We start from the raw sequence: 26,389 nt of genomic DNA, 5'->3' as shown, positions 1-26,389 counted from the left end.
TTTTAACTAATAATCTTCCAAATGCAAACATATACATGCTGTAGATGCTTGTCAACGGGAGGTATCCATTGTATGACCCGACGTACTATTGTCTACGGCATTTCCATCCTTGCCTTGTGCCTCACCCTCGGAGCCGCCTGGGTGACCCTGCGGGGAGGTGGGGATTCGCTGGCTTCGTTCGTACCGGCCAAGGCGGGGCCTAAAGCGGTCCAAAAAACCGGACAAACCCCTGCACCGCCGCAAACTGAAACCATTCAGCAACCGACCGCCGAAGTGCTCAGCAATCGGGTCGCCGAATACCACATCGACGTCACGCTGAACGAGCAGGAAGGTACGTTAACCGGCTCGGAGACGCTGACTTGGACCCATCCCGGCAAGAAAACGATCAACGAGGTGTACTTGCACTTATATCCTAACGCGTTTGCTTCCGAGGATACGACTTTTATGAAGGAATCGGGCGGAAAACTGCGGAACGACGTCATGCCCAAAGACGGCTGGGGATCCATGGAGATCACCGAGCTGAAAACGACCGACGGCATCTCCTTGCTGCATCGGATTCAGTACGTTCAGCCTGACGACGGCAATACGAAGGATAAAACTTTAGCCAAGGTGCGGCTGCCCGTGCCGGTCCAGGGCGGCGAAAGCCTGACGCTGCGGATGAAATTTACCGTCAAGCTGCCGAAGATTTTTGCCCGCATGGGCGTGGCCGACGATTTCGTCATGGCAGGGCAATGGTTTCCTAAGATTAGCGTGTACGAGCCGGTGGGTACCCGGGGGCGGACGTCCGAAGGCTGGAACCTCCATCAGTATCACGGAAACTCGGAATTTTACTCCGACTTTGGGATTTATAGCGTAAGGATCAACGTGCCCGAAACGTACACCGTGGCAGCCACCGGTTTTCAGACCAAAAAGGCGGTCTTGAAGGACGGACGGAAAACCTTGCAATTCTACGCCGACGACGTCCACGATTTCGCTTGGGCGGCTTCGCCGAACTTCATCTATGTAGAAGAGCCGTTCTCCTCCGCCGAAGTTCCCGGCGTGCGGATCAAGCTGTATCTCGATCCTGCACATAAGGATCTGAAGGAACGTTACTTCTATGCCGCCAAGGTAGCTCTGGCGAACTACAGTAAGTGGTATGGACGATACCCGTATTCCACGCTGTCCGTTGTGGTTCCACCGGCGAACGCAAACGGTGCGGGAGGTATGGAATATCCAACCTTGGTCACCGCGTTTGGAGCCGTCAGCGATTCCCCCGGATACGACGATCTGGAGCGCACGGTCATCCATGAAATCGCCCATCAGTTCTTCTACGGGATGATCGCCAACAATGAATTCGAGGAAGCTTGGCTGGATGAAGCTTTTGCCTCTTATGCAGAGGATAAGCTCATGGAGCAGGAGTTCGGAATCACCCCGAATTTGCCGATCCAGTCCGCCATGATTACCTCGCCGGCTTCCTTGACCCAGAACGCCTGGAAATACGGCTCCGGGGACGGTTATGCCAAGAATGCGTACTACCGAGGCAAGTTAATCCTGCTTGACATCGAGCGGCAGGTCGGCAGCAAGACGATGAAGCGGATTCTGAGCACGTACAGCCAGAAGTACCGGTTTAAGCACCCAACGACCGCCGACTTCCAACGGGTGGTTGAGCAAGTGACCAGCCGCAGCTGGAAAGAGTATTTTCAGCAATACGTCTATGACGGGAAAATGGCGGATTTTGCAGTGGAAAAAATTCAGATCACTCCGATCAGCCAAGAAGGCGGCCGGATTTACGAGTCGAACGTAGTCTTTACCCGCAAAGGGGCAACCCACCCGAAGGTTCCGCTGCTGTTTACCTTCACCGATGGTCACACCGTACGCAAGCAATGGAACGGGGAAGATACTCGCCTCGAGATCAAGATGCAATATAAAGCACCGCTGGCATGGGTTCAGATCGATCCGGATTACACCTTAACGGTGGAGAACCTTCACATCAACAACTATCTGAAAGCGGAAGTCCCTGAAACCACGCTGTCCCGCTCCAATATGAGCGTCACCAAGCTGCTTGAAGCGATCCTTGGGGGACTTCTGTGGTAAACCTAGGTCCATACTTCTATAAGGAGGGAAAGAAATGAGTTTCGTTCGTTTGGGGTGGACTGCCCTGAAAAGCCAATTTCCCTCGGTCATCATCTTGTTTCTGTACCAGCTGCTGTGGGGATTGTTCTTGTACCGGTTGGTCGATACCGCGGTAATGGCGCTGCTGCAACGATATCCTGACCCGCCGCCCACTGCGCTGTCGAAACTACTGTTCTTGCTTGAGGGACAAATGAATTTATGGAGCAATCCCGAGGTTCGGCTGTATTGCTGGCTGCTGGCAGGGATGGTCGTCCTGCGCATGATCTTGACTCCGTTGATCCAAGCCGGAATCTTCTACGGCTTCACACCGGCCGATCACCGCAGCCCGGGGTTCCCCCTGTTCCGAGGGATGAAGGAATTTGGCAAACCGGTGATTCTGTTTTACGCGATGGAGCTCGTGCTTACCTTGCTGCCCGCCTTCTGGATTGTACCGAGGCTGCTGTCGCTCTGGCCGGGACTCACCGGGATGGAAATCCCGATGGCAACCTGGCTCACCGGGCTTGGTCTGATTCTTGGCTGGTTCATCTACGGCTGGTTCATCCGGCAGTGCCTGTTATTTGTCCAGTTCGGCTACCTGTTTAAGGCCGGGGTTTGGAATTCCCTGCTGGTTTGCTTCCGAACCCTCTTGCAGGGCATCTCCATCTCGTTGATTCTCGGGGCTTTTGGCCTGATCCTCTTCCTTCTGTTCGGAACCGCATCTTGGGTTTGGACGGGGATGCTGGCCCTGATCCTGCAGCAGGCTTATCCCCTCTTCCGCTGCACGTTTAAGGTCTGGAAGATCGCCTCTCAATTTCATCTTTGGCAGTCAAAGGCACAAAAAAGTTAAAATTTTTTAACTCCTCAAAAACCCCGTAACAACAAGGCCTTCGCCGTTTGGCGAAGGCCTTCAGTCCTATTTCCCCTCTTAATCTTGTGAATTAGGCATTGCCAAAAGATACCTGACTTTGTTACAATAACAGCAACGCAATTTCAGTAACAGTTTTGTAATTATTTTTGTCATCTTTGGCAGGAGATTGGTGCCGGATGTCAAATAAGAAATGTCAGGTGTGAAAAACAAAGCCGAATTCCCTTCACCAGGGAAACGGGGGAACCACTTTGGGTGAATTGATCTCGCTTTAGAGGGATCATAGGGAACCTTCAACCGAATCCTTAAGCTAACCTCGTAGGCATTGGAAGGAGCATAACTTCTTGAAGAAGCGTTTGACGGTAGCAGCAGTAAGTTTTGCCATGCTTTTCACCATTGGAACTGGCAGCGTTTTCGCCGATTCCAAACTGGACAGCGTCATCGGCGGCGCGCTCGGAAGCAGCTATGTTGCGGGCGGAACCACAACCGACGGGTTCGACTGTTCTGGATTTACGATGTACGTCTTCTCGAAGATCGGCATCAAGCTGCCTCACCAATCCGCATCCCAATACAAAATGGGAACTGCGGTTGACAAGAGCGAATTGATCGAGGGCGATTTGGTCTTCTTTAATACTTCCGGTAAAGGCGTTTCTCATGTCGGCATCTACGTCGGCGACGGCAAATTTGCTCATGCCTCCTCCTCCAAAGGTGTAGTCATCAGCAAATTAAGCGAGAAGTATTACGTCGAGCGTTACGTTGGAGCGAAACGGATCATGAGCAACGACAAGTATGAAGATGTGACCGGTGAAATTGCTGAACACGATGATGTTCAATAAGAACTCGCTACGAAGCCCGTGGGGATGTTGATAACAACGTCTCTGCGGGTTTTTTCCTTGTCTTCCCTTCTCCCTAGCCCCAGTCCCTTAGGAACCATTACCCACGAATCGCCTCGCGAAAACAGGCCAATAGAAGCGTTTTTTTTCGACAAACTTGTCAACTCTGGACGCCTTTGGTAAAATGAACAACGTAAATGGTAACAACTTTGTAATTATTGTTGTAACTGTTTCTGTGCAAGATCTTGGGTGCAATCTACAATGAAACTGCCGAATTCCCACGCACCCGGGAAGCGGGGGACCCACCATAGGGTGAATTGATTTTCGCTATAAAGGTAACAGCTCCCAAACTAATAACTACCATTTCAATCAAGGTTACTTACCTCTATAGCAAATCATAGGGAACCTTCAACCGAATCCATAAGCTAACCTCGTAGGCCTTGGAAGGAGTAAGACATCTTGAGAAAGACTTTGACAGCAGCGGTAACGAGTTTAGCCCTCCTATTTACCTTGGGGGCAGGTAGCGCCTTTGCCGACTCCGCAAAAGCCGAGACAACGACGCTATCCAGTATCGTCGATTCCGTGTACGGGACGCCTTATAAATTCGGAGGCACCACGACAGCGGGATTTGATTGCTCCGGATTTACCCGGTACGTCTTCAGCAAGATGGGCATCAAGCTGGCGCGTGTGTCCGCCGCCCAGTATAAGCAAGGCACACCGGTACCCAAGAGCGAGCTTCAAGCTGGGGATCTCGTCTTCTTCAAGACGACGGGGACGGGCAAAGTATCCCATGTCGGTGTTTACATCGGCAACGGTGAATTCGCTCACGCGTCCTCATCCAAGGGCATCCGGATCGACAAGTTAAGCAATAGTTATTACCAGAACCGCTACGTTGGCGCGAAGCGAGTTCTCAGTAAATACGGTTATTCCGTCTACGCTGCGGAATCGTAATCCATTGATCTATCGGTTTCATCCTGTTCATCATCACTTACTCGCCGCAGGCCGGGTTCCTGTTAGAACCGCCTTGCGGTCTTTTTTTATCTGCACCCTTATCTATATAACGAAACAGCCCGGAAAAAGGTTGCCACAAAGCTAAAAATCCCGCGCAAATCTCACAATTTCCCGAAGGGGGGGCAAAAACCTTTACAAGCTGCGTAATTCCGGCTATTGTGAGGATAATGGAACAATTACGACGGACTTTCCTTTAACAAAGGAGGGGCAATATGGACCAATCGATGTCTCCGTTTCGTATCGTGCCGATGGAAGAAGCCCATGGCGCGGAAATTTGCACCTGGCGTTACGATTCTCCTTACGACATCTACAGCTGGCTGCCTTGGGAGCAAATGAAAGCGCTCGACGTGGAGTTTGGGAACCCGGCGATCCGCGCCGAACAGTATGTCTCCGTGTTGAATGCAAAGGGCGAGCTTGCCGGCTTCGCACAGTACTTCCCGATGGAAGGAGTCACCCGGCTTGGCATCGGCATGAAGCCCGAGCTATGCGGCCATGGGCTGGGCAAGCAGTTTGTGAGGACCATCGTGGAGGAAGCCCGGCGCCGTAAGCCGGAAAACCAGATTGACCTTGAAGTGCTGACCTGGAACACCCGGGCGATCCGGGCCTACCAGAAGGCTGGGTTTGTCATCACGGATCTGTACGAGAAGATGACGCCTGGCGGGGTGTCCAAACCGTTTTATTGCATGGTTCATAAGGGGCTGCCTGAATAAAGGCACGCCCCTTTTTATGTCCTGTTTTGATTAAGACTATGACTTATGGCACACAATTTAATGAAAACGGATCATTTTTGTTCCTAATTTGGACACAAAGACTATGATCAACCCGCGTGTTCCGTTATAATGGATAGGTAGCATACATAGGAGGGGCGATTGAAATGCAAAAGTGGATCATGAGCGGTTTGTTCGTCATCGCAGGCGCTTTAGCCCTAGTATTGATGTTCACCTTGCCAAGCCGGGAAGAGGCTGAGCAAGAAGCCAAGCCGCAAATGCCTGAAATCACCATGAACGCAGAACAAGCCGAAGCCATCGTCAAAGCAAATTGCATCTCCTGCCACGGTGATACATTGCAAGGCGGAGCGGGCCCAAATCTGCAGAAGATCGGCTCGGAATTGACGGCAGAACAACTGTATTCCATCATCACTAAAGGGAAGGGCGGCATGATGCCTTCTTTTAAGGATCGCTTAAAGGAAGAGGAAATTGCGAACGTCGCCATGTGGCTTGCGGAGAAAAAATAAAAGCACGAAAAAGCACGACCGCCGGGAATTTACGTTCCCGGCGGTCGTTTTGTTACCCCTATAGTTTCGATCATGCTCTGATTTGGTTAATCCCCTGACCGCATCTTTTCGTAGGCCTCGTTATATTGCTGCGCCTCCTTGATGTCGACGGCCGTAATGCCGCCTTCCTCCCAAGAGGTCAAACGGAGCGTTACCGTTTTATAGTCGATCGTGATAAAGGGATGGTGGTTAAATGCTTCCGAGATCGCTGCTACCTCATCAACAAATGCGATTCCCTTCATAAAGTTGGAAAACGTATATTTACGAAAAATCCATCGTCCTTCCTCTAGTTCCCATCCTTCCAGTTTTTCCAAATGCGCTTCTACTTCTTGCGGTGTAAACGGCATTATTCTTCCTCCCGTTCTCTTCAAGAACTCCTGTATATGTAAGTTTCCTCGTCACGCACCAGGATCTGAAGTTTGATTTGTCCTAGCTTCGTCTCCAACTATTGTATTCTCAAACCCCTGCCTTCATGCTTATCGCCATTGGACGGTACAGCGGCAGCAACAGTATCCGGTCATATCAAGGATACGGAGGTCAATTCGGAATCCCCAATCAGGATATTGATGCGATGTCCTTCGGGATCATAGATCACGATCGCACTGCCTACCTCAATCATCGGCTCCGAGCCCAACCCAAAGAATAAATCCTCCGCCAGAGCTTCAAGCACCTCGCCTCGATCCGTATCCGATAACCCTTCCCATTCCGAGGGCTCCATTTCGAAGAAAAGATAGCTATCTTGAATCCGGCCAACCGCGTTCGTCAAATCAGCCAAAATAAATTCATAATCCCTGCCGTGTTTTACGCCCACTGCGATATCCTCCCTTTCGGCCTTCTCCATTCTGACCGTAATCTTATTATACCGGAAAAAACCACTTAAAAAAAAAGGGAAATCTGTCGATAAAATAGTTAATCGTTTCAGACTGGTGTGTCAGTCTCTTCCGCAAGGACGCGGAAGGGCAAGTTGGTATCAATTTCTCTCAAGGACGAGGTGTACAATGGAATTTTCAACAATTATTGGTTTGATTCTCGGATTAATCGCCCTGATTTTAGGGATGTTCCTGAAAGGCGCACCCGTAGAAAGCTTGGTTCAGAACCCTGCGGCCTTCGTCATCATCTTTGTCGGAACGGCGGCAACGCTGTTTATGGGCTTCCCGTTATCGGAGTTGAAGAAGTTTCCGACCTTGATCAAAATGACGATCGTCAAACCGAAAATGATCAGCAAAGCGGAGTTGATCACCCTGTTTACGGAATGGGCGACCATTACCCGCCGCGAAGGCTTGCTGGCGCTAGAAGCGAAGGTCGAAGAGATCAACGACGATTTTCTGCGCGGCGGCATGCGGATGATCATCGACGGTAACGATCAGGAATTCGTTCAGGATGTCCTGACCGAGGATATCGCCGCTACGGAAGAACGGCACAAAGCCGGCGCCTTGATGTTCTCCCAGGCGGGGATGTACGCCCCAACGCTCGGGGTACTCGGTGCGGTGGTTGGTTTGATCGCCGCATTGTCCGACATGAGCGATATGGAGATTCTGGCTCATGCGATTTCGGGTGCATTTATCGCGACGGTATTCGGTATTTTCACCGGTTATGTTCTTTGGCACCCAATCGCCAATAAACTGAAGCGTCTCTCGAAGAAAGAGATGGAGATCCGGTTGATGATGGTGGAAGGCCTGCTGTCCATCCAATCGGGTGTGTCTACGATTGCTATTCAACAGAAGCTTGCCGTGTTCTTAACCCCTGCGGAACGTGCGGAAATCTTTGAAAAGGGGGCCGGTGATGGTGAGCAAAAAGAATAAAAAACACCAAGATCACGAGGAACATGCCGACGAGAGCTGGCTGCTCCCTTATTCTGACCTGATGACGCTGATGTTGGCGTTGTTTATCGTCCTTTATGGGATGAGCACGGTTGATGCTCTGAAATTCCAAGAGATGAGCGAAGCATTTAAGAGCGTGCTGACCGGAGGCACCAGTGTCCTCGATCAAAACGCCATGATCAGCAACAACAAGACTTCGCTCAGCGAAATCGAGACGCCAAAATCCACCCAGGATGGCTTAATGACGAAGAAGAACGAGCTGAAGCGTCAAGAACAGCAGAACCTGGAAGCTTTGAAGAAGCAGCTAGACACCTATATCAAGGAAAATGGATTAACGGATGACCTGGAAACGAAACTCAATCAATCCCAGCTGATGATCACGATTAGCGACAAGGCGCTTTTCGCTTCAGGAGAAGCCGTGGTGAAACCGGAAGCTCGTCAGTTAGCTAAGGCGATCTCCAACATGCTTCAGCAATTTCCGGATTATGAGGTTATCGTATCCGGCCATACCGACAACGTACCGATCTCAACCTATGAATTCCCGTCCAACTGGGATTTAAGCTCGGTGCGGGCGTTGAATTTTATGAAGATACTCCTGCTTAACACGAACTTGGATCCGAAGAAGTTTAGTGCCATCGGATATGGGGAATATCACCCTGTTGCCAGCAACGATACGGCTGCGGGCCGCGCACAGAACCGCAGGGTCGAAGTCTCGATCATCCGCAAGTACGTGGATAGCACCGAGCAGCTTGGCGTAACGGCTGCCCACGAATAAAGAAATAAGGACAGGCGCCTTTCGAGGCAAGCCTGTCCTTTATTTTTCGTAGACCGTGTCACGTTAGGAAAGCTCGTAATTCAGGGCCAAGCCCAACTCCCGCTTCTCTTGTTCGGTTAAGTCGCGCCAGGTGCCCACTTTCTGTTGGCCGAGATGGATGTTCATAATCCGAATGCGCTGCAGCCTGCGCACCTCATACCCGAGAGCGCTGCACATTCGGCGAATTTGCCGATTCTTCCCCTCGGTCAGAATAATTCGGAACACCCGATCCGAAACCCGCGTCACCTTGCACGGCAACGTCATTTCCCCGAGAATTTTAACGCCTTCGCTCATCGCCTTCACAAAGCTAGGTGTAATCGGCCGATCCACGGTCACGATATATTCCTTCTCATGCTTGCCTTCCGCCCGCAGAATTTTGTTGACGATATCACCATCGCTGGTGAGCAGGATTAATCCCTCCGAGTCCTTATCCAGTCGTCCAATCGGAAAAATCCGCTCCGGATGCCCAACGAAATCCACAATATTGCCTTTCACATGCGTTTCCGTTGTACAGGTGATCCCCACCGGCTTATTTAAAGCGATATACACATGCTTAGAGCGCTTCGCCGCAATCGGTCTCCCATTGACCCGGACATCGTCTCCAGGCTCCGCCTGGCTGCCTAGAACCGCCTTGACGCCGTTAATGGTCACTTGGCCTGACTCGACCAGCTTGTCCGCCTCCCGCCGGGAGCAGAATCCCGTTTCACTGATGAATTTATTAATCCTCATGATGCTGTCTTTGGTCCCTCCGCATGGCCTAGCAGTTCGCTTTAATTCGCGAGATCCGCTTGCCCTTCGTGATGTTCTTCCTCCTCCTGTACAAGCGGGAGGGTAATGGTTACAGCCGTTCCTTTTCCAAGCTCGCTTTCGATCTTCAGCGTCCCGCGGTGTCCTTCAATGATCCGCTGGCTGATCATCAGACCGAGACCGGTCCCTTTCTCCTTGTTCGTGTAAAAAGGCTCTCCCAGCTTCTGAAGCCGGTCCTTGGAAATCCCCTCGCCTTCATCGATGACGCGGAGCACGGCAAAGCCACTGTCGTCCTCCTCCACTTGAAGCAGGATCTTCCCTCCTTTGGGCATGGCCTCCATTGCATTTTTCAATAAGTTGATGAATACCTGCTTCAGTTGGTTCTCTTCACAGTGTACCAGAACCGGGCTCGGCGAGAAATGCACTTCAAATTCAATATTATGTAAATGGGCTTCGCTATCCAACAAAGAGACGACGTCCCCCATCGTGAAGCGGACGTCCTTGATCTGAAACTGCACTGCCTGAGGCTTGGCTAAAATCAGAAATTCGCTGACGATGAGATTAATCCGGTCCAGCTCCGCCAGCATGACATCGGTATGCATCACGTTCACCACCCGGGTGCGCTGCTGCATTTGCAGAAACCCGCGGAGCGTCGTCAACGGATTGCGAATTTCATGCGCAACCCCGGCGGCGAGCTGACCCACGGTGGTCAGCTTCTCTGACCGACGCAGCAAGTCTTCCATTTTATTGTGCTCCGTCATATCGCGGGAAATGCTGATCAATGCGGTAATTTTGCCAGCTTGGTCAAAGATAGGCGATACGCTGATGCTCACCTCGACTTGGCTGCCGTCCTTGCGTAATCGGACGGTCTCCGCCAATACCGATTCGGCGGTTTCAATCACTTCATTCTCCGGACGCCAAATGGTCCTCCCATCTAACTCGGACTCCGGGAGAAAATCGAGATACTTCCCGACAATTTCTTCGCTGCTCCAGCCGTACAGCCTTTCGAAGGCGGCATTGACTTGCAGCACCCGCCCTTTGACATCCGTGATATGAATCGCATCAGCCGTCTGGCTTATAATCGATTCAAGATACTCCTTCATGGACCGGTTCTCTTCGCTCTTTTGCCTCAGCTCGGTCGTATAACGGCCCAAGTTGTCTGCCATGATGTTGATTTTGTGGGCGAGGAGTCCAAGCTCGTCAAAGCTGCTGACTTTTAAGCGAGTATCAAGCCGGCCTGAAGCCAGCACATTCACCTGGTCTAAAATATGGCGAATTGGTCGGATGAGCCCGCCAGCCATCCAATAGCTCCCCGCCACCATCAATGCCAACAGACTGAGGGAAACGATGAGCTGACTGATCATCTGCTTGTTGATCGCATCGGCAATCGGGGAATAACTAGACACGACACGAATGACGTAAGGCTTCTCCCCGCTATTCGTAACGGGAACATAGCACTCCAGAACGCGTTCGCCGTTAATCCGAGTATCCACCAGCAGGCTGCGATTTTGCGAAATGGCCTCCGCAACGGAGCGTCTCAGCCCTTCATCATTTTTATAGTTATAGGTCCCGAACAGCCGATGGTTGGCATCAAAATGATTCGGGTCAATCCCTGTAATCTCCAGCAAGCTGCGATTCGTACTCATCGATTTTTGCGAAATACGATCCGGGCTGGTCATGATCAGGATCGCATCGGTCATGTCGCTGCTCATTCTTCCGCCCAACGTAAGCTTGACATAAGTGTACAACGAACGACTTTGTTCGACAGCAATAGCAATTTGATTCGCAGTCAGCATCATGTTCGCTTCGCTGTCCCTGCGCAGATTGTCCCGTACCGTAAAATAACTTAAAACGATATTCAGAGAGAGGATAATCAGCGCAAAACAAGATATAATCAAAGCGAGCTTGGTTTTTATAGTCAAGTGTTTATCCCACCTCTGGAACTAATTTATGGATATTTATGGGATTCACAATTTCTACATACATCATACCTTTTACGACATGTTTTGCAAAGACGTTGAATTTCCCAGATCGTATCCTTACAATATGTAGAAATGCCTACAAAGCCAGTTCTTGAGTCTTATCTATGAGACGTGATGTTCTGTTGAGTTATCCACAAATTATCAACATACTCACAATATTCTGGATAATATGTGTATAAAAATGGGGATATTCTTGCAGTTATACACAATGTTATTCACAACATGTTAACAACGAATGCCTGTTCGTTGGACAAAACGAATGGTTACGTTCATTAAGGAGTTGATTTGATCTATGCCTTCTTCATCCCCTTTGATCCCCGAACCTCCTGCCTCAACTTATCCCCATGAATATTGGATGGCCGAGGCAATTCGGGAAGCTCGAAAAGCAGAAGCCATCGGCGAAGTCCCCATCGGTGCGGTGATCGTCCGAGGCGACGAAATCGTTGGACGCGGCCACAACCTGCGGGAAAGCTCGCTCGATGGAACCGCCCATGCCGAGATGATTGCCATCCGCGAAGCCAGCGAGCGGCTTGGCGCCTGGCGGCTCCTTCACTGTCGTCTCTATGTCACTCTGGAGCCTTGCCCAATGTGCGCCGGGGCGATCGTGCAGTGCCGTGTCCCCCATGTGATCTACGGGGCGCCGGATCCAAAGGCGGGGTGTGCCGGCACCCTGATGAACCTGCTGCAGGAACCGCGGTTTAACCACCGCACCGATATTACCTCTGGCATACTTCAAGAGGAATGCGCCTCGCTGTTAACCGAGTTCTTCCGCCGGCTTCGCAAGAAATAACTTCTCATAAAACATTAAAACCTCCAGCCCCTTAAGAAACATGGGACTGGAGGTTTTTTTCGAGTGTAAGTATAAACTGTTGGATAAGTCCTAACGCCTAATAGCCAAACTGGCTCATTTCCTCTTGCAGCTGTTCCAAAGTCAACGTGTCTGTCGGGATGCCAATTTCAAAGGCTGGCTTCTCGTTGATTTGGGTAAAGTGGCTGGTCATTTGCACCGCTGCCTTAACGTTCGTCTGCGTATCCGGATCGTTCACGGCGACGTCCACCTGAACATTGTAGTACGCTGGGTAATTGTTCTCGTCGATTGCGGTATCCACGGTGAACTTGTTGATTTGCAGATGGTTCTTCATCTCGTCCAACGCCTTGCCCAGTTCATCCTGGCTGCCTTCTTGCAGATCCTTCTTCGCTTGCTCAATTTCCTCCGGCGTCAGCTGCAGCATCGAACGGTATTCTTCTTTCGCCAAGATATCCAGCATCTTCGGCAACGCCTGATTAACCAGAATCGTCACCGCTTCTTTTACCTTCTCATTCGTAATGGCAAACTGCACGACTTGCTTGGCCTTGAAGCCTTCCGGCAGCGAAGCCTCCTTAGGATCGATGTTGCTGAAGTAAGCCCCCGACTCATATTCGGCGAATAAAGCCCCCATCAATTCCGTACTCAGCTTCTGAGTTTTCTCCGGGTTGAATAGATCCGGATTGAACTCCTCGCCAGCTTGCTCTGCCAACTCTTTCAAGTCCAGTACCAGGAATTTCCCAGTCACCGACTCCGGCATTGGCAAGAATGGGATGCTTGGGATTTTGACGTACAGCTTCTCGGACGTCATCACCAACGGGATTGTAATTGTCGTCGTCATATCCCCTGTCAGTTTGACTTCCAGCGTTGCTTCGGTTTGCATCGGTTCCTTCTGATAAATTTGCTTGATGTTGATCTCAGCGTTCTTGAGCATGGATAACACCGCGCCCACTTGCGCCGACTCGGTGTCCTCTGTCCCTTCTACGGAGAAATCCAAGATCTTAATTTGATTCTCCACCACGTAGGAATCCATCTCCAGCGCCTTCACCGCTGCGCTGCTCAAAGCTTCCTTCGGTTCCTTCTTGCTGCTGCAGCCGGACAATACCAGTACGACGGACAGTATCACCAGCATAAACGACGTGAACCAGTTCCTAGACATTACAGTCTCCTCTCTCCTGCCCTAACCTCATCATAAAGCAATACTTTTTCTTAAATCTCAAATGTCATAAACCATTCGCCAAAATGACGGAACACGTTTCTCCAAATTAATGGATTGCCTTTTTCTTGAAACGTCCGCCCTTGACGTCATGAATATTTCCGACGGCCAAAAATGCATTTTCATCGTAATGATTGACGATTTCCTTCAGTTTGGCTTCTTCCAAGCGGGTGATCACACAGAAGATCACTTTCTTCGGATCCCCGGAAAAGCCGCCTTCCCCAGTTAAGTACGTAACGCCACGACCCAAACGGCTTAGAATGGCGTCTCCGATCTCATCGATTTGATCGCTGATGATCCATACCGATTTTGACTCGTTTAAACCTTCCACCACGATATCAATCGATTTGTAGGCAATATAATAAGCTAACAGCGAAAATAATGCGCGCTCCCAGCCAAACACGAAGCCTGCGCTAAGCAAAATAAAAAAGTTAAAAAACATAATGACTTCGCCAACCGAAAATGGGGTTCTGCGCGAAATCAGAATAGCAACGATTTCGGTACCGTCTAAGGAGCCACCAAAGCGGATGACTAAACCGGTACCTATACCCAGCAATATCCCGCCAAACACAAAGGCCAGCAAAGTATCCGTCACAAACGGTTCAACATGGTGCAACAGTGTTGTGCCGGCCGACATGACGGAAATACCCAACAGGGTGGATATCGCAAAAGTTTTGCCAATTTGCTTATAACCGACAATAAGAAAAGGGAGGTTGAAAAGGAAGAGGAATACCCCAAGCGGGAGACCCGACAAATAAGAGGACATTACGGAAATACCGGTTATACCGCCGTCCGTAATTTTGTTAGGCACCAAAAACAGTTCCAGTGCAACGGAGACGATCACCGCTCCAATGACAATAAACATCGATCTGAACAAGGTGCTTTTCAGCGTCCGCTGTTTATGTTGGCGTACTTGGGTTGCATTAGGTGGAATCAGATGGGTTGGATTAACTGCGTTCAAATGGCATCACGATCCTTTCAAGTTGATTTGCATAATTCTTCCTCTCACCATTCTTTCTGAAGTATTCATGCTCCCGTGTAAAGACACACCCTATCTTTATTATGACATTTTCTTGGCTTGTTGTCTTGTTCTAATTCATAAGTCCCCTGGCAGTTTCAATACAAAAGCCCCAGCAGAGCTGGGGCCGAGGGACAGCGAATCGTTTCCAATGAAGAGGGCTTACCCTTCCGGATTGTAATGGCCATCTTGTTTACGCATTTTTACCTTTTTGGACCCGGATAACGGTTCTGGGCCTCTTTTCCCCTTGTCTCGCCGATGATCCTGGTCTTGCACGTTGTCGGAGCCTGAGGTTTGATAGGTCTGCGGTTTCGTCATAACAAATAAAGCCTCCCTTGGTTTAATCCACAAGGTTAATTTGCGAAGAAACGGCAGCCCTTATACACGAAAAAAAGAGCATCTCTGCTCTCTGAGTATACGATATGTATGGCGGAGAGGGTGGGATTCGAACCCACGTGGGCTTGCACCCTAACGGTTTTCAAGACCGCCCCGTTATGACCGCTTCGGTACCTCTCCAAGGAAAAATCCGATTCGCGTAACAAATCAGATTCTACCATATCGTCCGCAAGCGCGCAAGTTAATTACGCTTGGTAATCTTCTGCAAATTCCCCATATAAGGACGCAGAACTTCAGGAATAACAACACTGCCGTCCTCTTGTTGGTAATTCTCAAGAATGGCCGCTACGGTACGACCGACAGCCAGCCCTGAACCATTCAGCGTATGCACAAACTCCGGCTTCGCTTTCGGCTCCGGACGGAACCGGATGTTCGCCCGGCGAGCTTGGAAGTCCTCCACGTTAGAGCAAGAGGAGATTTCGCGGTAGACGCCGCTTTCCGGGAGCCATACCTCTAGGTCATACGTTTTAGCTGCCGTAAAGCCCATATCGCCCGTACACAAGGCAAGCACACGGTAAGGCAGGCCCAATAGCTGCAGCACGCGTTCCGCGTTCTCCGTCATTTTCTCCAGTTCGTCATAGGAGGTGTCCGGATGGACAATCTTGATCATTTCCACCTTATTGAACTGGTGCTGACGAATCAAACCCCGCGTATCGCGGCCCGCCGCGCCAGCCTCGGAACGGAAACAGGAGCTGTAAGCCACATAATAACGCGGCAAGTCTTCCGCATTCAAGATTTCGTCACGATGATAGTTGGTTACCGGCACCTCAGCCGTTGGGATCAGATAGTAGTCGTTGCTGCCGGTGAGCTTGAACAAGTCCTCTTCGAACTTCGGAAGCTGGCCTGTCCCGTACAAGCTGTCTTGATTCACGATGTACGGCGGAAGCATTTCCTCATACCCGTGCTCGTTGCTGTGCAGATCCATCATAAAGTTGATGAGTGCACGCTCAAGACGGGCCCCCAGCCCTTTGTAGAACGTAAACCGCGAGCCGGTTACCTTAGCTGCAGCCTCAAAGTCAAGGATGCCGAGGTCAGCGGCAATATCCCAATGCGCCTTCGGAGTAAAATCGAATTTCCGCGGTTCGCTCCAACGGCGCACCTCAACGTTATCTTCTTCAGAAGCCCCCACCGGTACACTCTCATGAGGAATGTTCGGAATCGAGAGCATCAGCTGATCAATTTGGGCCTCCAGCGTTCGTACCTCTTCGTCCAGCTCCTTGATGCGATCCCCGACTTCGCGCATCTCCACGATCAGCTCGTCGGCGTCCTCTTTGTTTTTCTTACGCTTGGCCACTTCTGCAGATACCGTGTTGCGACGGTTTTTGAGCGCTTCGCTCTCTTGAAGCAGCTCCCGGCGTTTCTCATCCAGCGGGGCAAAACCGGAGATCAGCTCCAACGATTTCCCCCGATTTTTCAGCGCTTCCTCAACGCGCGCATATTCATTTCGTAAGATTTTCACATCTAACATGAGTAGTCCCTCCTAGAATGATCCCGCACAGACCTGCCGACCTTCATCTGGGGAGACCCGCGGACGGAAAGGCTGCTTAACGGAAGTTCAAAACGCCGGTAAAACAGACAAAACCTCAACCCGCAAAGGAGTCAAGGCCTGCTTACGGCTGCTTGGCTTGCTTGATCATCTCCACAAAATACGTATGTAGCGAGAAGTCGTCGGTCAGTTCCGGGTGAAACGACGATACGAGCAAATGCCCTTGTCGTGCGGTCACGATCTCGTCCTTATAGGTCGACAACACCTCGACTCCGTCTCCAACCGCCGTGATCAGCGGAGCACGAATAAATACGGCCCGCAGCGGCGCCTCAAGTCCCTTCACGTCAAGGTCGGTCTCGAAGCTTTCACGCTGACGTCCAAACGCATTGCGCGATACTTTAATATCCATCAGACCGAGATGAGGTTCCTCGCCGCCCTCGATCTCCTTCGCCATGACGATCAATCCTGCACAAGTCCCAAAGATCGGTTTCCCTTGTCCAGAAAAATCCCGAATGGCTTCAATAAAGCCGTATTTCCGCATCAGCTTGCCGATCGTCGTGCTTTCGCCGCCAGGAATAATCAATCCATCCAAGTCAGCAAGCTGCTCGACTTGCTTCACGGTTACGCCTTCAACTCCGGTCTTCTCCAAGCTGCGGATATGCTCCGCAACTGCGCCTTGCAGCGCCAACACCCCTACTCTCATGATAAACCTTCTTTCTCTAGAGGTAGTTCAAATCGTCGTTACCATTCCTCTTTGAACATTCATTAAAACGGCAGTTTACTAAGATGTACCCCGACCATCCCTAGGGACAGCCGGGGTGAAAGACTTGCCTTTGATTCCAGCGGTTACTTCCGCTCTCAGGATTACCAGCCGCGATCCGACATCCGCTCTGCTGCGGCCAATTTGGAAATTTCAATGCCTTTCATCGGCGTACCCAAGTTCTTGGATACTTCAGCGATCAGTTTGTAATCCGTGTAATGCGTCGTCGCTTCAACGATCGCCCGGGCAAATTTCTCTGGATTATCCGATTTGAAAATACCGGATCCCACGAACACCCCGTCTGCACCCAAGTGCATCATCAAGGCCGCATCCGCCGGAGTAGCTACCCCGCCTGCAGCGAAGTTAACGACTGGCAGCTTGCCTTTCTCATGAACTTCGAGCAGCAGATCGTAAGAAACGCCGAGGTTTTTCGCTTCCGCATACAGTTCGTCCTTCGACATGTTTTGTACTTTGCGAATTTGACTGTTGATCAGACGCATATGGCGTACCGCTTCAACGATGTTGCCCGTTCCTGGTTCGCCTTTCGTCCGGATCATCGATGCGCCTTCGCTGATCCGGCGCAGCGCTTCACCCAAGTCCTTAGCGCCGCACACGAACGGCACCGTGAAATCCCGTTTATCGATATGGAACACTTCATCCGCCGGGGTCAGTACTTCACTCTCGTCCAAATAGTCTACCCCAAGCGATTCCAGAACTTTCGCTTCCACGTAATGACCAATACGTGCTTTGGCCATAACCGGGATGGAGACAACCTTCATGACTTCCTCAATAATCGTTGGATCCGCCATGCGGGCAACGCCGCCAGCCGCCCGGATATCGGAAGGCACACGCTCCAGCGCCATAACGGCGGTAGCCCCGGCCGCTTCGGCAATTTTGGCTTGTTCCGCATTCATGACGTCCATAATGACGCCACCTTTTTGCATCTCAGCCATACCTCTTTTAACACGCGATGTTCCTGTTTCCATGTCCAATCCTCCCGATAATAATCTAACTAAATATTTTACAAGATACGCCTTAAATACACAACCCGTTTACTCGGATTTGAATGGACCGTTAGAAAAGATTTTTGATCCCGTTAAACAGATCGCTGAAGAAATCACCAATCGCCCGCATCACCAGGGTGAACCAGCCGGCTTTCTCCGCATCCTCGGCCGTGATCAGATTGACCGTCTTCTCAAGCGTTTGGTCCATGCCCGGCGCTTTAAACGTGTAAGTCACCGTCCCAACCTTGGTTCCTTGCTTCAAAGGAGCTGTCAGGTTGCTTTCGTCGGCCAGCGTTACTTTGGCTTCAACCGCACTCGTATCTGCGCCTTTCGGCACAACGAAGCTAACCGCTTGATCGGTTACCACCGGAACTTCCGTATTTTTGGCTTTCTTCACCGTAACGGTTTCAATTCCAGCCACCGTCGTCTTCGGCGGCACGATTTGTTTCGTTTCAAAGTTATTGAACCCGTAGTCCAGGACTTTCCGCGTTTCCACAAAGCGGGCTTTGTCCGAAGCGGTACCCATGACCACGCTAATTAGCCGCATTCCGTTACGCACTGCTGTACCTGTAAAGCAGTTACCGGCATTGGAGGTGTGTCCCGTCTTCAGACCGTCCAAACCCTCGTAAGCAAATTGTTTAAAGTTCGTGACGTTCTTATTGGCTTCCAGCATCCAGTTCAAGTTCACCATCGGCGCGGTATCGCGGTCGCGGAACTTCTTGCTTTGAATCGTTGTAAAGCGGGTAAAGTCCGGATGGTCCGTTACGATATATTTGGCCAAAATAGCAGCATCCAGCGCGGACATTACGGTTTCTTTCCCATCGGTCGGACGGAATTCCGCCGGCATATCTGCGATATCCAAACCGGTCGAGTTCGCAAAGTGGGCGGTCTTCATTCCCATCCGCTTGGCTTCATCGTTCATCATTTTCACAAAAGCCTGCTCGGAACCGGCCACATATTCTGCCAGAGCAACCGTCGCATCATTGGCGGAGGCAATCGCCATCGCCGTATATAGTTCTTCTACAGTATGTTGATCCCCTTCGGCCAGAAAAATCCGTGAACCGATCGTTTGGGCAGCATTTCTCCCTACGGTCACTACGTCATCCCAGGTGAACTTTCCTTGTTTCACAAGTTCCGCCACGATATATTCGGTCATCATCTTGGTCATGCTGGCCGGAGGCAGCGGTTGTTCCCCATTAACATTCAATAAGATTTGTCCAGAGACAGGCTCGAGCAAGATCGCAGCGCTGACTTCCAAACCTAAAGACTCCACGGAAGGAATTGAGGTAGCCGTTTGCACTGTCGTCGTTTCGGTTGTCGTTGTTTCGGCAGTAGTAGATTCTGTCTGTTCCCCTTCGGCCAGCGCCATCGCCGGCGCGAGAGAGAATACTAGCGCATTCAGCAGCAGCACAGAAGCAACGCCTTTGCGCAGGAAACGCCGTTTAGTTGTCGATTTGCGTTGTGGTTGTTTGAGTTTCAATGCCCTTAAAGCTCCCCTCATATTCTTTCATTTTGCTTTATCTATTCTATCACAGGGGTACCTGTAAAAAAAGACAAGCAGGGCGGAAAACGCCCTGCCAGTGTTGGAATATTATGGTCAGCTCATTTCTATCGAAATTTACGAGTTTATTGAATCGAGTAGTTAGGCGCTTCTTTGGTGATTTGTACGTCATGCGGATGGCTTTCGCGCAGGCCGGCACCCGTGATGCGCACAAACTGCGTATCGTTCCGCAGCTCTTCGAGCGTCTTCGTGCCGCAATACCCCATCCCGGAACGCAGACCGCCAATGAGTTGGTGGATCGTATCCGAGAGCGGTCCCTTATACGCTACGCGTCCTTCAATCCCTTCCGGAACGAGCTTCTTGTCATCGTCCTGGAAGTAGCGGTCCTTACTGCCTTGCTTCATGGCACCCAGCGAGCCCATGCCTCTGTATACCTTATACCGACGCCCTTGATAGATTTCCGAGTCGCCAGGGCTTTCCTCGGTCCCGGCAAACAAGCTGCCCAGCATGACCGCATGCGCACCGGCCGCGATCGCTTTGGTAATTTCGCCGGAGTATTTGATGCCGCCGTCCGCGATAATCGGAATTCCGTATTCACGGGCAACTGTCGCGCAATCGTATACTGCCGTGATTTGCGGCACGCCGATCCCAGCGACGACGCGGGTGGTACAGATCGAACCCGGTCCGATCCCCACCTTCACAACGGAAGCTCCGGCTTCGATCAAAGCTCTCGTTCCCTCGCCTGTCGCTACGTTCCCTGCGATGATCGTCAAGTCCGGATACCGTCTGCGAAGCTCGGCCACAGCATCAATAATGTTAATGTGATGGCCATGCGCCGAATCGACTGTAATGACGTCAACGCCGGCTTTCACCAAGGCCTCCGTCCGTTCAAAAGTATCCTTGGAGATGCCAACCGCTGCGCCAACAAGCAAGCGCCCTTGGGCATCCTTAGCCGCATTCGGGAATTGGATCGCTTTTTCAATATCTTTGATTGTGATAAGGCCTTTCAGAATATTCTGTTCGTCAACGAGCGGAAGCTTCTCGATTTTATGCTTTTGCAAAATAATTTCTGCTTCGTGCAACGATGTTCCCACCGGAGCGGTAATCAGGTTGTCTCTCGTCATGACGTCGCTGATTTTGATATTATAATCATGAACAAAGCGCAGGTCACGGTTGGTCAAAATCCCCACCAGTTTCTGCTCTTCATTCACAATCGGCACGCCGGAAATGCGGAACTTGGCCATAACCTGCTCTGCATCGGATACGAGATGATCTGGAGTCAGCGAGAAAGGATTGGTGATAACGCCGCTCTCGGAGCGCTTCACCCGATCGACCTCTTCAGCTTGTTGTTCGACCGGCATATTTTTATGGATGATCCCAATGCCGCCTTCCCGTGCGATGGCGATTGCCAGCGCCGCTTCGGTGACCGTGTCCATGCCTGCACTGATCAACGGAATATTCAGCTTCACCTTGTCGCTAAGCCGAGTGGACACGTCCACCTCTTTAGGCAATACCTCCGATTTACGGGGAATCAGAAGCACATCGTCAAACGTTAAGCCTTCCTTGTCAAATTTACTTTCCCACACCGTGATGAATCCTCCTTCGAATTTTGATGATTTGCTGGGCTTTATTCCTGAAATTCGGGTATAAAAAAAACGACTACCGTGTAATCCCTATGAAGACACAACCCTTATATATCAAGACCGTATAGCCGCTTACGAAAATATATTGTTCCCATCTTAGCAAAGCCCCTCTGGGCTGTCAAGGACAAGCGCAAGCAAAGTAACAGGCGGCCTCCCAGCGAATACGAGTGTCTATTTGTCGCGTACATTGACCTAAAATTTGCAGGTATTCTGATGCTAATCCTGCCCCATTCCCCTTCGTTTGATTCTGCAAAAAGAAATAGGACGGAGAAGCCTTGGGCGCCTTCTTCCGTCCTTGTATTTTCCTTGTATACACTTCGCTCAGCTAACGCTTATTGGGCGTAATCACCTGGTCGATGATCCCATACTCGCGCGCTTCGTCTGCGCTCATGAAATAATCTCGGTCCATGTCTTTTTCAATCCGCTCTAGGGGTTGACCGGTGCATTCCGCGGCAATGGTGTTCAGCACGGCTCGGGTTCGCAATATCCGGTTAGCACTGATCGCAATGTCGCTGGCCTGCCCTTGGGCACCTCCATGCGGTTGGTGAATCATGATCTCGCTGTTGGGAAGAGCAAATCGTTTGCCCTTTGCCCCGGCCATTAACAGGATCGCGGCAAAAGACGCCGCCATTCCAGAGCAGATCGTCTGCACGTCGGGTTTCACATACTGCATCGTATCGTAGATCGCAAAGCCAGCTGACGTCGAGCCGCCCGGACTGTTGATATAAAAGTAAATATCCTTCTCCGGATCCTCCGCCGCCAAAAATAGCATTTGCGCCATAATGCTATTCGCAACCTGATCATCAATCGCGGAACCGAGAAACACGATCCGATCCTTCAGCAAACGTGAATAAATGTCATACGACCGCTCTCCCCGGCCGGTTTGCTCAATGACGTAAGGAATGACTGAACTCATGGCTTACCCTCCTTCAAATCAGGCGGCAAGACCGTAGGACATCAACATCAGATGGTTCTGCACCGGATCGGCAACAAGAGTGTCTACCTTGCTTCGTAAAGAGCTGCGACGGTACGACTGGAGAGTTACCACCGGAACCACATCCTGAGGCCGGGCGTCGTTATACAGCATCGCCAGCGCAGCCGCGTCTTCTCGGCGAATCGCATCCATGTAGGCAAGAACGAGTACATCGTCGGTGAAAGCCTCGGGTAAGGTGTCCTCCTTCATGGATTGAACCTCACCCTCCGGTGGCGCTGCAACTCCTCGTCTGGAACCCTTCACTGTATTCCGCAGTCTGACCCGAGCTCTGTGCAAGGCGGCTTTCACCGCCCCTTCCGTCGACCCAATCAACTGCGCTGCTTCGCCAGCTGTATATTTTAAAGTATCAATCAGCAGCAGCGCGGTGCGTTGTAGAGGCGAAAGCTCGTCAACCAGCGTCTCCATTGCGGCCCACACTGCAGCAGGATCGGTCGGTTCCGGCGCTTGCAGATGTTCGTCCAGGGGGAGCGATTCAACCGGAAGCTTCCGTTTGCGATTACGGTCGATCCAAGCATGCTGGGCGGCACGGTAAAGATAGGCTCGTGTGAGTTGAACGTCATCACCTTTCCCTTGCGTCGCCGACCATATCTTAAGCCATGTATCCTGCGCCAAATCGTCGCCTTCCCAAACGGATCCGGTGATAGATCGGCAGTAATTGCGCAGTGCGGTACCGTACAATTGGACCCATGTTTGAAAGTTGCCCCTTTCTGAACGGGACCGTGCAGACACGGATCTCTGCAGATCACGCTCCTTAGCTGCTATAGGCACCGGAACACACCTCCATCTGTAGTGTAAGATCTCGCGATCTCCAATGATCCATCTTGTGTCATGCCCTCACACCAGTCTTCGACCAACCAGGAGTAAGCTGAAGACTTACTCACCGGTATAAACGTATTTTTCGGAAGGAACGATACGCGGGATCATCAAATTTTTTATATCATAACACCTTTCGTTCACACTACACACTAGCAGCTTTAGCCGCATTTGCAGCTCCCCACAGTGATCCCGGATTGGCTCGATTGGGGTAAAGTTTAAGTATGGCATAGTATAACTCATGAGCAGTATCTCAAGAGCGGTATCTCAAGAGCGGTATCTCAGCTGCAGTATTGTACCGTCTGCCCCTCCACGCGATTCCTGCAAAAATGCAGTTTTTGTGAGGAGAAATTGCCATTTTGCCCAAAATCCCTGCAAAAGTGCAGGCTTTTGGGGCCGATTTGCTCCATTGCCCCAAATCACGAAAAAATAACTGCACTTTTGCAGGCTTCGGCTCAAAAATCGGGATTTCTCCGAAAAAAACTGTACTTTTGCAGGTTTCCAGCTCGGGCAAGCACAAGTCAAACACAAAAAGAGCACCACCGGATCATCGGTAGTGCTCTTTCTTCTTTGCTTGGCAGCGTCCTACTCTCCCAGGACCCTTCGGTCCAAGTACCATCGGCGCTGGAGGGCTTAACGGTCGTGTTCGGGATGGGAACGAGTGGAACCCCTCCGCCATTGCCACCAAACATGATTTTTGCGCTGCTTTTACTTCCGCGCTTTCCGCTTCAGCAAAAGATCAAACCTTATAAAAGGCGTGCAGCTAAAAATCGGTTCAAGGTTGAATCCTTGAAAACTGGATACGAAACTAGATTTGCATTTTAGCCCCTGTTCAGTTCCCGGGGTCCCCGAAAAGTACTCGGTGTACTCTCCGAAGCCTCCGCTTCACTTTTTGGGGTGAATTTTGGATAAGCCCTCGACCGATTAGTACCTGTCAGCTCCATGCCTTACGGCACTTCCACCTCAGGCCTATCAACCTTGTCGTCTTCAAGGGGTCTTACATACGGGGAAATCTCATCTTGAGGGGGGCTTCACGCTTAGATGCTTTCAGCGCTTATCCCGTCCGCACTTAGCTACCCAGCTGTGCTCCTGGCGGAACAACTGGTACACCAGCGGTGCGTCCATCCCGGTCCTCTCGTACTAAGGACAGCTCCTCTCAAATTTCCTACGCCCACGACAGATAGGGACCGAACTGTCTCACGACGTTCTGAACCCAGCTCGCGTACCGCTTTAATGGGCGAACAGCCCAACCCTTGGGACCTACTTCAGCCCCAGGATGCGATGAGCCGACATCGAGGTGCCAAACCTCCCCGTCGATGTGGACTCTTGGGGGAGATAAGCCTGTTATCCCCAGGGTAGCTTTTATCCGTTGAGCGATGGCCCTTCCATGCGGTACCACCGGATCACTAAGCCCGACTTTCGTCCCTGCTCGACTTGTCAGTCTCGCAGTCAAGCTCCCTTCTGCCTTTGCACTCTTCGAATGATTTCCAACCATTCTGAGGGAACCTTGGGGCGCCTCCGTTACTCTTTAGGAGGCGACCGCCCCAGTCAAACTGCCCACCTGACACTGTCCCCGTACCGGATCACGGCACCAGGTTAGAACCTAGATACGATCAGGGTGGTATCCCAACGGCGCCTCCACCGAAGCTGGCGCTCCGGCTTCCTAGGCTCCCACCTATCCTGTACAAATCGTATCCAAGTCCAATATCAAGCTGCAGTAAAGCTCCATGGGGTCTTTCCGTCTTGTCGCGGGTAACCTGCATCTTCACAGGTATTAAAATTTCACCGGATCTCTCGTTGAGACAGCGCCCAAGTCGTTACGCCATTCGTGCGGGTCAGAATTTACCTGACAAGGAATTTCGCTACCTTAGGACCGTTATAGTTACGGCCGCCGTTTACTGGGGCTTCGGTTCACAGCTTCGGGCTAAACCCTAACCGCTCCCCTTAACCTTCCAGCACCGGGCAGGCGTCAGCCCGTATACTTCGCCTTGCGGCTTCGCACAGACCTGTGTTTTTGCTAAACAGTCGCTTGGGCCTTTTCACTGCGGCCCCCTCGGGCTATTCACCCTACCGAGGCACCCCTTCTCCCGAAGTTACGGGGTCATTTTGCCGAGTTCCTTAACGAGAGTTCTTCCGCGCGCCTTAGAATTCTCTTCTCGCCTACCTGTGTCGGTTTGCGGTACGGGCACCTTCTCCTGGCTAGAGGCTTTTCTTGGCAGTGTGAGATCATGACCTTCGGTACTGTCAATTTTCCCTCCCCATCACAGCCTAGCCTTATCGGTGTGCGGATTTGCCTACACACCAGCCTCACTGCTTGGACGAGCATCCATCAGCTCGCGTCACTACCCTACTGCGTCACCCCATCGCTCATAGCGGATTACGGTGGTACAGGAATTTCTACCTGTTGTCCTTCGACTACGCCTTTCGGCCTCGCCTTAGGTCCCGACTTACCCTGAGCGGACGAACCTTCCTCAGGAACCCTTAGGCTTTCGGCGGATCAGATTCTCACTGATCTTTTCGTTACTCATACCGGCATTCTCACTTGTATGAAGTCCAGCTGTCCTTCCGGTCAACCTTCAACCCGCATACAACGCTCCCCTACCCCTGAATCGACTTCACTCCAGCTTCGAAGTCTGGTGTTTCGCCCCGAGAACCATTTGGCCGAAACCTTTGAATTTCTTCATCGGTAGCTTTCGGCAAAAATGTCTCCGGTCTCACACCGCCTCAAAGAAGCAGTGAAGTCGATTCAAGCCATAGCTTCGGTGGTGTGTTTAGCCCCGTTACATTTTCGGCGCAGAGTCACTCGACCAGTGAGCTATTACGCACTCTTTAAATGGTGGCTGCTTCTAAGCCAACATCCTGGTTGTCTGTGCAACTCCACATCCTTTCCCACTTAACACACACTTGGGGACCTTAGCTGATGGTCTGGGCTGTTTCCCTTTTGACAATGGATCTTAGCACTCACTGTCTGACTCCCGGTTATTCAGTCTATGGCATTCGGAGTTTGACTGAGCTTGGTAACCCTTGGCGGGCCCCGCACCCAATCAGTGCTCTACCTCCACGACTGTCCCACCGAGGCTAGCCCTAAAGCTATTTCGGGGAGAACCAGCTATCTCCGAGTTCGATTGGAATTTCTCCGCTACCCCCACCTCATCCCCGCACTTTTCAACGTACGTGGGTTCGGGCCTCCAGTGCGTGTTACCGCACCTTCACCCTGGACAGGGGTAGATCACACGGTTTCGGGTCTACGCCTGCAAACTACTTCGCCCTATTCAGACTCGCTTTCGCTGCGGCTCCGGCTTTTCACCTTAACCTCG

The 26,389-nt window shown here is 51.2% G+C and carries 23 protein-coding genes, 1 tRNA gene, 2 rRNA genes and 2 riboswitches (1 of these 28 cut by a window edge); of the genes, 9 read left to right on the top strand and 17 right to left on the bottom strand.

What is annotated here, in order from left to right; all coding sequences use genetic code 11:
• Positions 1 to 72: 72 nt before the first annotated feature.
• The 6 genes from U9M73_RS18415 (at position 73) to U9M73_RS18390 (ending at position 6,034) form a co-directional block, all read left to right on the top strand.
• A complete protein-coding gene (locus U9M73_RS18415) occupies positions 73 to 2,073 on the top strand; it encodes a M1 family metallopeptidase (RefSeq protein ID WP_323078464.1) in 2,001 nt (666 codons plus the stop codon).
• Positions 2,074 to 2,107: 34 nt separating this feature from the next.
• Entirely contained in the window at positions 2,108 to 2,938 is an 831-nt protein-coding gene (locus tag U9M73_RS18410; protein ID WP_009226805.1) for a hypothetical protein, read from the top strand.
• Between the two features lie 221 nt (positions 2,939 to 3,159).
• A riboswitch (cyclic di-AMP (ydaO/yuaA leader) is annotated at positions 3,160 to 3,296 on the top strand.
• A 4-nt stretch (positions 3,297 to 3,300) separates the two neighbouring features.
• Positions 3,301 to 3,792 (top strand): C40 family peptidase, encoded by a 492-nt coding sequence (locus tag U9M73_RS18405; protein ID WP_009226804.1) that lies wholly within the window; start codon positions 3,301 to 3,303, stop codon positions 3,790 to 3,792.
• Positions 3,793 to 4,047: 255 nt separating this feature from the next.
• A riboswitch (cyclic di-AMP (ydaO/yuaA leader) is annotated at positions 4,048 to 4,244 on the top strand.
• Positions 4,245 to 4,248: 4 nt separating this feature from the next.
• Positions 4,249 to 4,740: a C40 family peptidase gene (locus U9M73_RS18400; protein ID WP_009226803.1), complete on the top strand. Its 492-nt coding sequence runs from the start codon at positions 4,249 to 4,251 to the stop codon at positions 4,738 to 4,740.
• A gap of 272 nt (positions 4,741 to 5,012) precedes the next feature.
• On the top strand, positions 5,013 to 5,510 hold the full coding sequence (locus U9M73_RS18395) for a GNAT family N-acetyltransferase (protein ID WP_009226802.1): 498 nt from the start codon (positions 5,013 to 5,015) through the stop codon (positions 5,508 to 5,510).
• Positions 5,511 to 5,674: 164 nt separating this feature from the next.
• Positions 5,675 to 6,034 (top strand): c-type cytochrome, encoded by a 360-nt coding sequence (locus tag U9M73_RS18390; RefSeq protein WP_009226801.1) that lies wholly within the window; start codon positions 5,675 to 5,677, stop codon positions 6,032 to 6,034.
• Positions 6,035 to 6,120: 86 nt separating this feature from the next.
• Here the strand turns inward: U9M73_RS18390 and U9M73_RS18385 are convergent, their stop codons facing one another.
• Positions 6,121 to 6,420, bottom strand: a complete 300-nt coding sequence (locus tag U9M73_RS18385; protein WP_016314635.1) for a 4a-hydroxytetrahydrobiopterin dehydratase — start codon at positions 6,418 to 6,420, stop codon at positions 6,121 to 6,123.
• Positions 6,421 to 6,590: 170 nt separating this feature from the next.
• Entirely contained in the window at positions 6,591 to 6,884 is a 294-nt protein-coding gene (locus U9M73_RS18380) for a hypothetical protein (protein ID WP_028539084.1), read from the bottom strand.
• A 187-nt stretch (positions 6,885 to 7,071) separates the two neighbouring features.
• On the opposite strand from U9M73_RS18380, the gene motA reads away from it, so the two are divergent.
• Both motA and motB read left to right on the top strand, forming a co-directional pair.
• Entirely contained in the window at positions 7,072 to 7,875 is an 804-nt protein-coding gene (motA, locus tag U9M73_RS18375; protein WP_016314637.1) for a flagellar motor stator protein MotA, read from the top strand.
• A complete protein-coding gene (motB, locus tag U9M73_RS18370; RefSeq protein WP_260071160.1) occupies positions 7,859 to 8,668 on the top strand; it encodes a flagellar motor protein MotB in 810 nt (269 codons plus the stop codon). The genes motA and motB overlap by 17 nt, the downstream gene beginning before the upstream one ends.
• Before the next feature lie 63 nt (positions 8,669 to 8,731).
• On the opposite strand, the gene rluF is transcribed toward motB, so the two are convergent.
• Both rluF and U9M73_RS18360 read right to left on the bottom strand, forming a co-directional pair.
• Positions 8,732 to 9,436 carry a 23S rRNA pseudouridine(2604) synthase RluF gene (gene rluF / locus U9M73_RS18365; protein WP_009226796.1) on the bottom strand — a complete coding sequence of 235 codons (705 nt, stop codon included), beginning with the start codon at positions 9,434 to 9,436 and terminating at the stop codon, positions 8,732 to 8,734.
• Between the two features lie 41 nt (positions 9,437 to 9,477).
• Positions 9,478 to 11,376 (bottom strand): ATP-binding protein, encoded by a 1,899-nt coding sequence (locus U9M73_RS18360; RefSeq protein WP_009226795.1) that lies wholly within the window; start codon positions 11,374 to 11,376, stop codon positions 9,478 to 9,480.
• Between the two features lie 352 nt (positions 11,377 to 11,728).
• On the opposite strand from U9M73_RS18360, the gene tadA reads away from it, so the two are divergent.
• Positions 11,729 to 12,226, top strand: a complete 498-nt coding sequence (gene tadA, locus U9M73_RS18355) for a tRNA adenosine(34) deaminase TadA (RefSeq protein ID WP_009226794.1) — start codon at positions 11,729 to 11,731, stop codon at positions 12,224 to 12,226.
• A gap of 97 nt (positions 12,227 to 12,323) precedes the next feature.
• On the opposite strand, the gene U9M73_RS18350 is transcribed toward tadA, so the two are convergent.
• The 13 genes from U9M73_RS18350 to U9M73_RS18290 form a co-directional block, all read right to left on the bottom strand.
• Positions 12,324 to 13,400, bottom strand: coding sequence for a hypothetical protein (locus U9M73_RS18350; RefSeq protein WP_323078455.1), 1,077 nt, complete (start codon positions 13,398 to 13,400; stop codon positions 12,324 to 12,326).
• Positions 13,401 to 13,506: 106 nt separating this feature from the next.
• Complete coding sequence (locus tag U9M73_RS18345) at positions 13,507 to 14,322, bottom strand: YitT family protein (protein WP_323079164.1); 816 nt, start codon at positions 14,320 to 14,322, stop codon at positions 13,507 to 13,509.
• 315 nt (positions 14,323 to 14,637) lie between these two features.
• On the bottom strand, positions 14,638 to 14,793 hold the full coding sequence (locus U9M73_RS18340) for a hypothetical protein (RefSeq protein WP_009226791.1): 156 nt from the start codon (positions 14,791 to 14,793) through the stop codon (positions 14,638 to 14,640).
• Between the two features lie 109 nt (positions 14,794 to 14,902).
• Positions 14,903 to 14,991: transfer RNA gene (locus U9M73_RS18335), tRNA-Ser, on the bottom strand.
• A gap of 61 nt (positions 14,992 to 15,052) precedes the next feature.
• Positions 15,053 to 16,339 (bottom strand): serine--tRNA ligase, encoded by a 1,287-nt coding sequence (gene serS, locus U9M73_RS18330; protein ID WP_009226790.1) that lies wholly within the window; start codon positions 16,337 to 16,339, stop codon positions 15,053 to 15,055.
• A 142-nt stretch (positions 16,340 to 16,481) separates the two neighbouring features.
• Positions 16,482 to 17,060 carry a pyridoxal 5'-phosphate synthase glutaminase subunit PdxT gene (gene pdxT / locus U9M73_RS18325; protein ID WP_323078454.1) on the bottom strand — a complete coding sequence of 193 codons (579 nt, stop codon included), beginning with the start codon at positions 17,058 to 17,060 and terminating at the stop codon, positions 16,482 to 16,484.
• Positions 17,061 to 17,221: 161 nt separating this feature from the next.
• Complete coding sequence (pdxS, locus tag U9M73_RS18320) at positions 17,222 to 18,103, bottom strand: pyridoxal 5'-phosphate synthase lyase subunit PdxS (RefSeq protein ID WP_009226788.1); 882 nt, start codon at positions 18,101 to 18,103, stop codon at positions 17,222 to 17,224.
• An 88-nt stretch (positions 18,104 to 18,191) separates the two neighbouring features.
• Positions 18,192 to 19,622, bottom strand: a complete 1,431-nt coding sequence (locus U9M73_RS18315) for a D-alanyl-D-alanine carboxypeptidase family protein (protein ID WP_323078452.1) — start codon at positions 19,620 to 19,622, stop codon at positions 18,192 to 18,194.
• 125 nt (positions 19,623 to 19,747) lie between these two features.
• On the bottom strand, positions 19,748 to 21,208 hold the full coding sequence (gene guaB / locus U9M73_RS18310; protein ID WP_260071162.1) for an IMP dehydrogenase: 1,461 nt from the start codon (positions 21,206 to 21,208) through the stop codon (positions 19,748 to 19,750).
• Positions 21,209 to 21,590: 382 nt separating this feature from the next.
• Positions 21,591 to 22,181: an ATP-dependent Clp endopeptidase proteolytic subunit ClpP gene (gene clpP / locus U9M73_RS18305; RefSeq protein WP_009227142.1), complete on the bottom strand. Its 591-nt coding sequence runs from the start codon at positions 22,179 to 22,181 to the stop codon at positions 21,591 to 21,593.
• Positions 22,182 to 22,199: 18 nt separating this feature from the next.
• Positions 22,200 to 22,988: an RNA polymerase sigma factor gene (locus U9M73_RS18300; protein ID WP_323079162.1), complete on the bottom strand. Its 789-nt coding sequence runs from the start codon at positions 22,986 to 22,988 to the stop codon at positions 22,200 to 22,202.
• A gap of 656 nt (positions 22,989 to 23,644) precedes the next feature.
• A 5S ribosomal RNA gene (gene rrf, locus U9M73_RS18295) occupies positions 23,645 to 23,761 on the bottom strand.
• 215 nt (positions 23,762 to 23,976) lie between these two features.
• Positions 23,977 to 26,389 (bottom strand): 23S ribosomal RNA (locus U9M73_RS18290); it runs 646 nt beyond the window's last position.

The organism is Paenibacillus phoenicis, assembly GCF_034718895.1.
GTDB classification, from domain to species: Bacteria; Bacillota; Bacilli; order Paenibacillales; family Paenibacillaceae; genus Fontibacillus; species Fontibacillus phoenicis.
The sequence above is the reverse complement of the archived record's forward strand: the minus strand, read 5'-3'. Positions and strand labels throughout refer to the sequence as shown.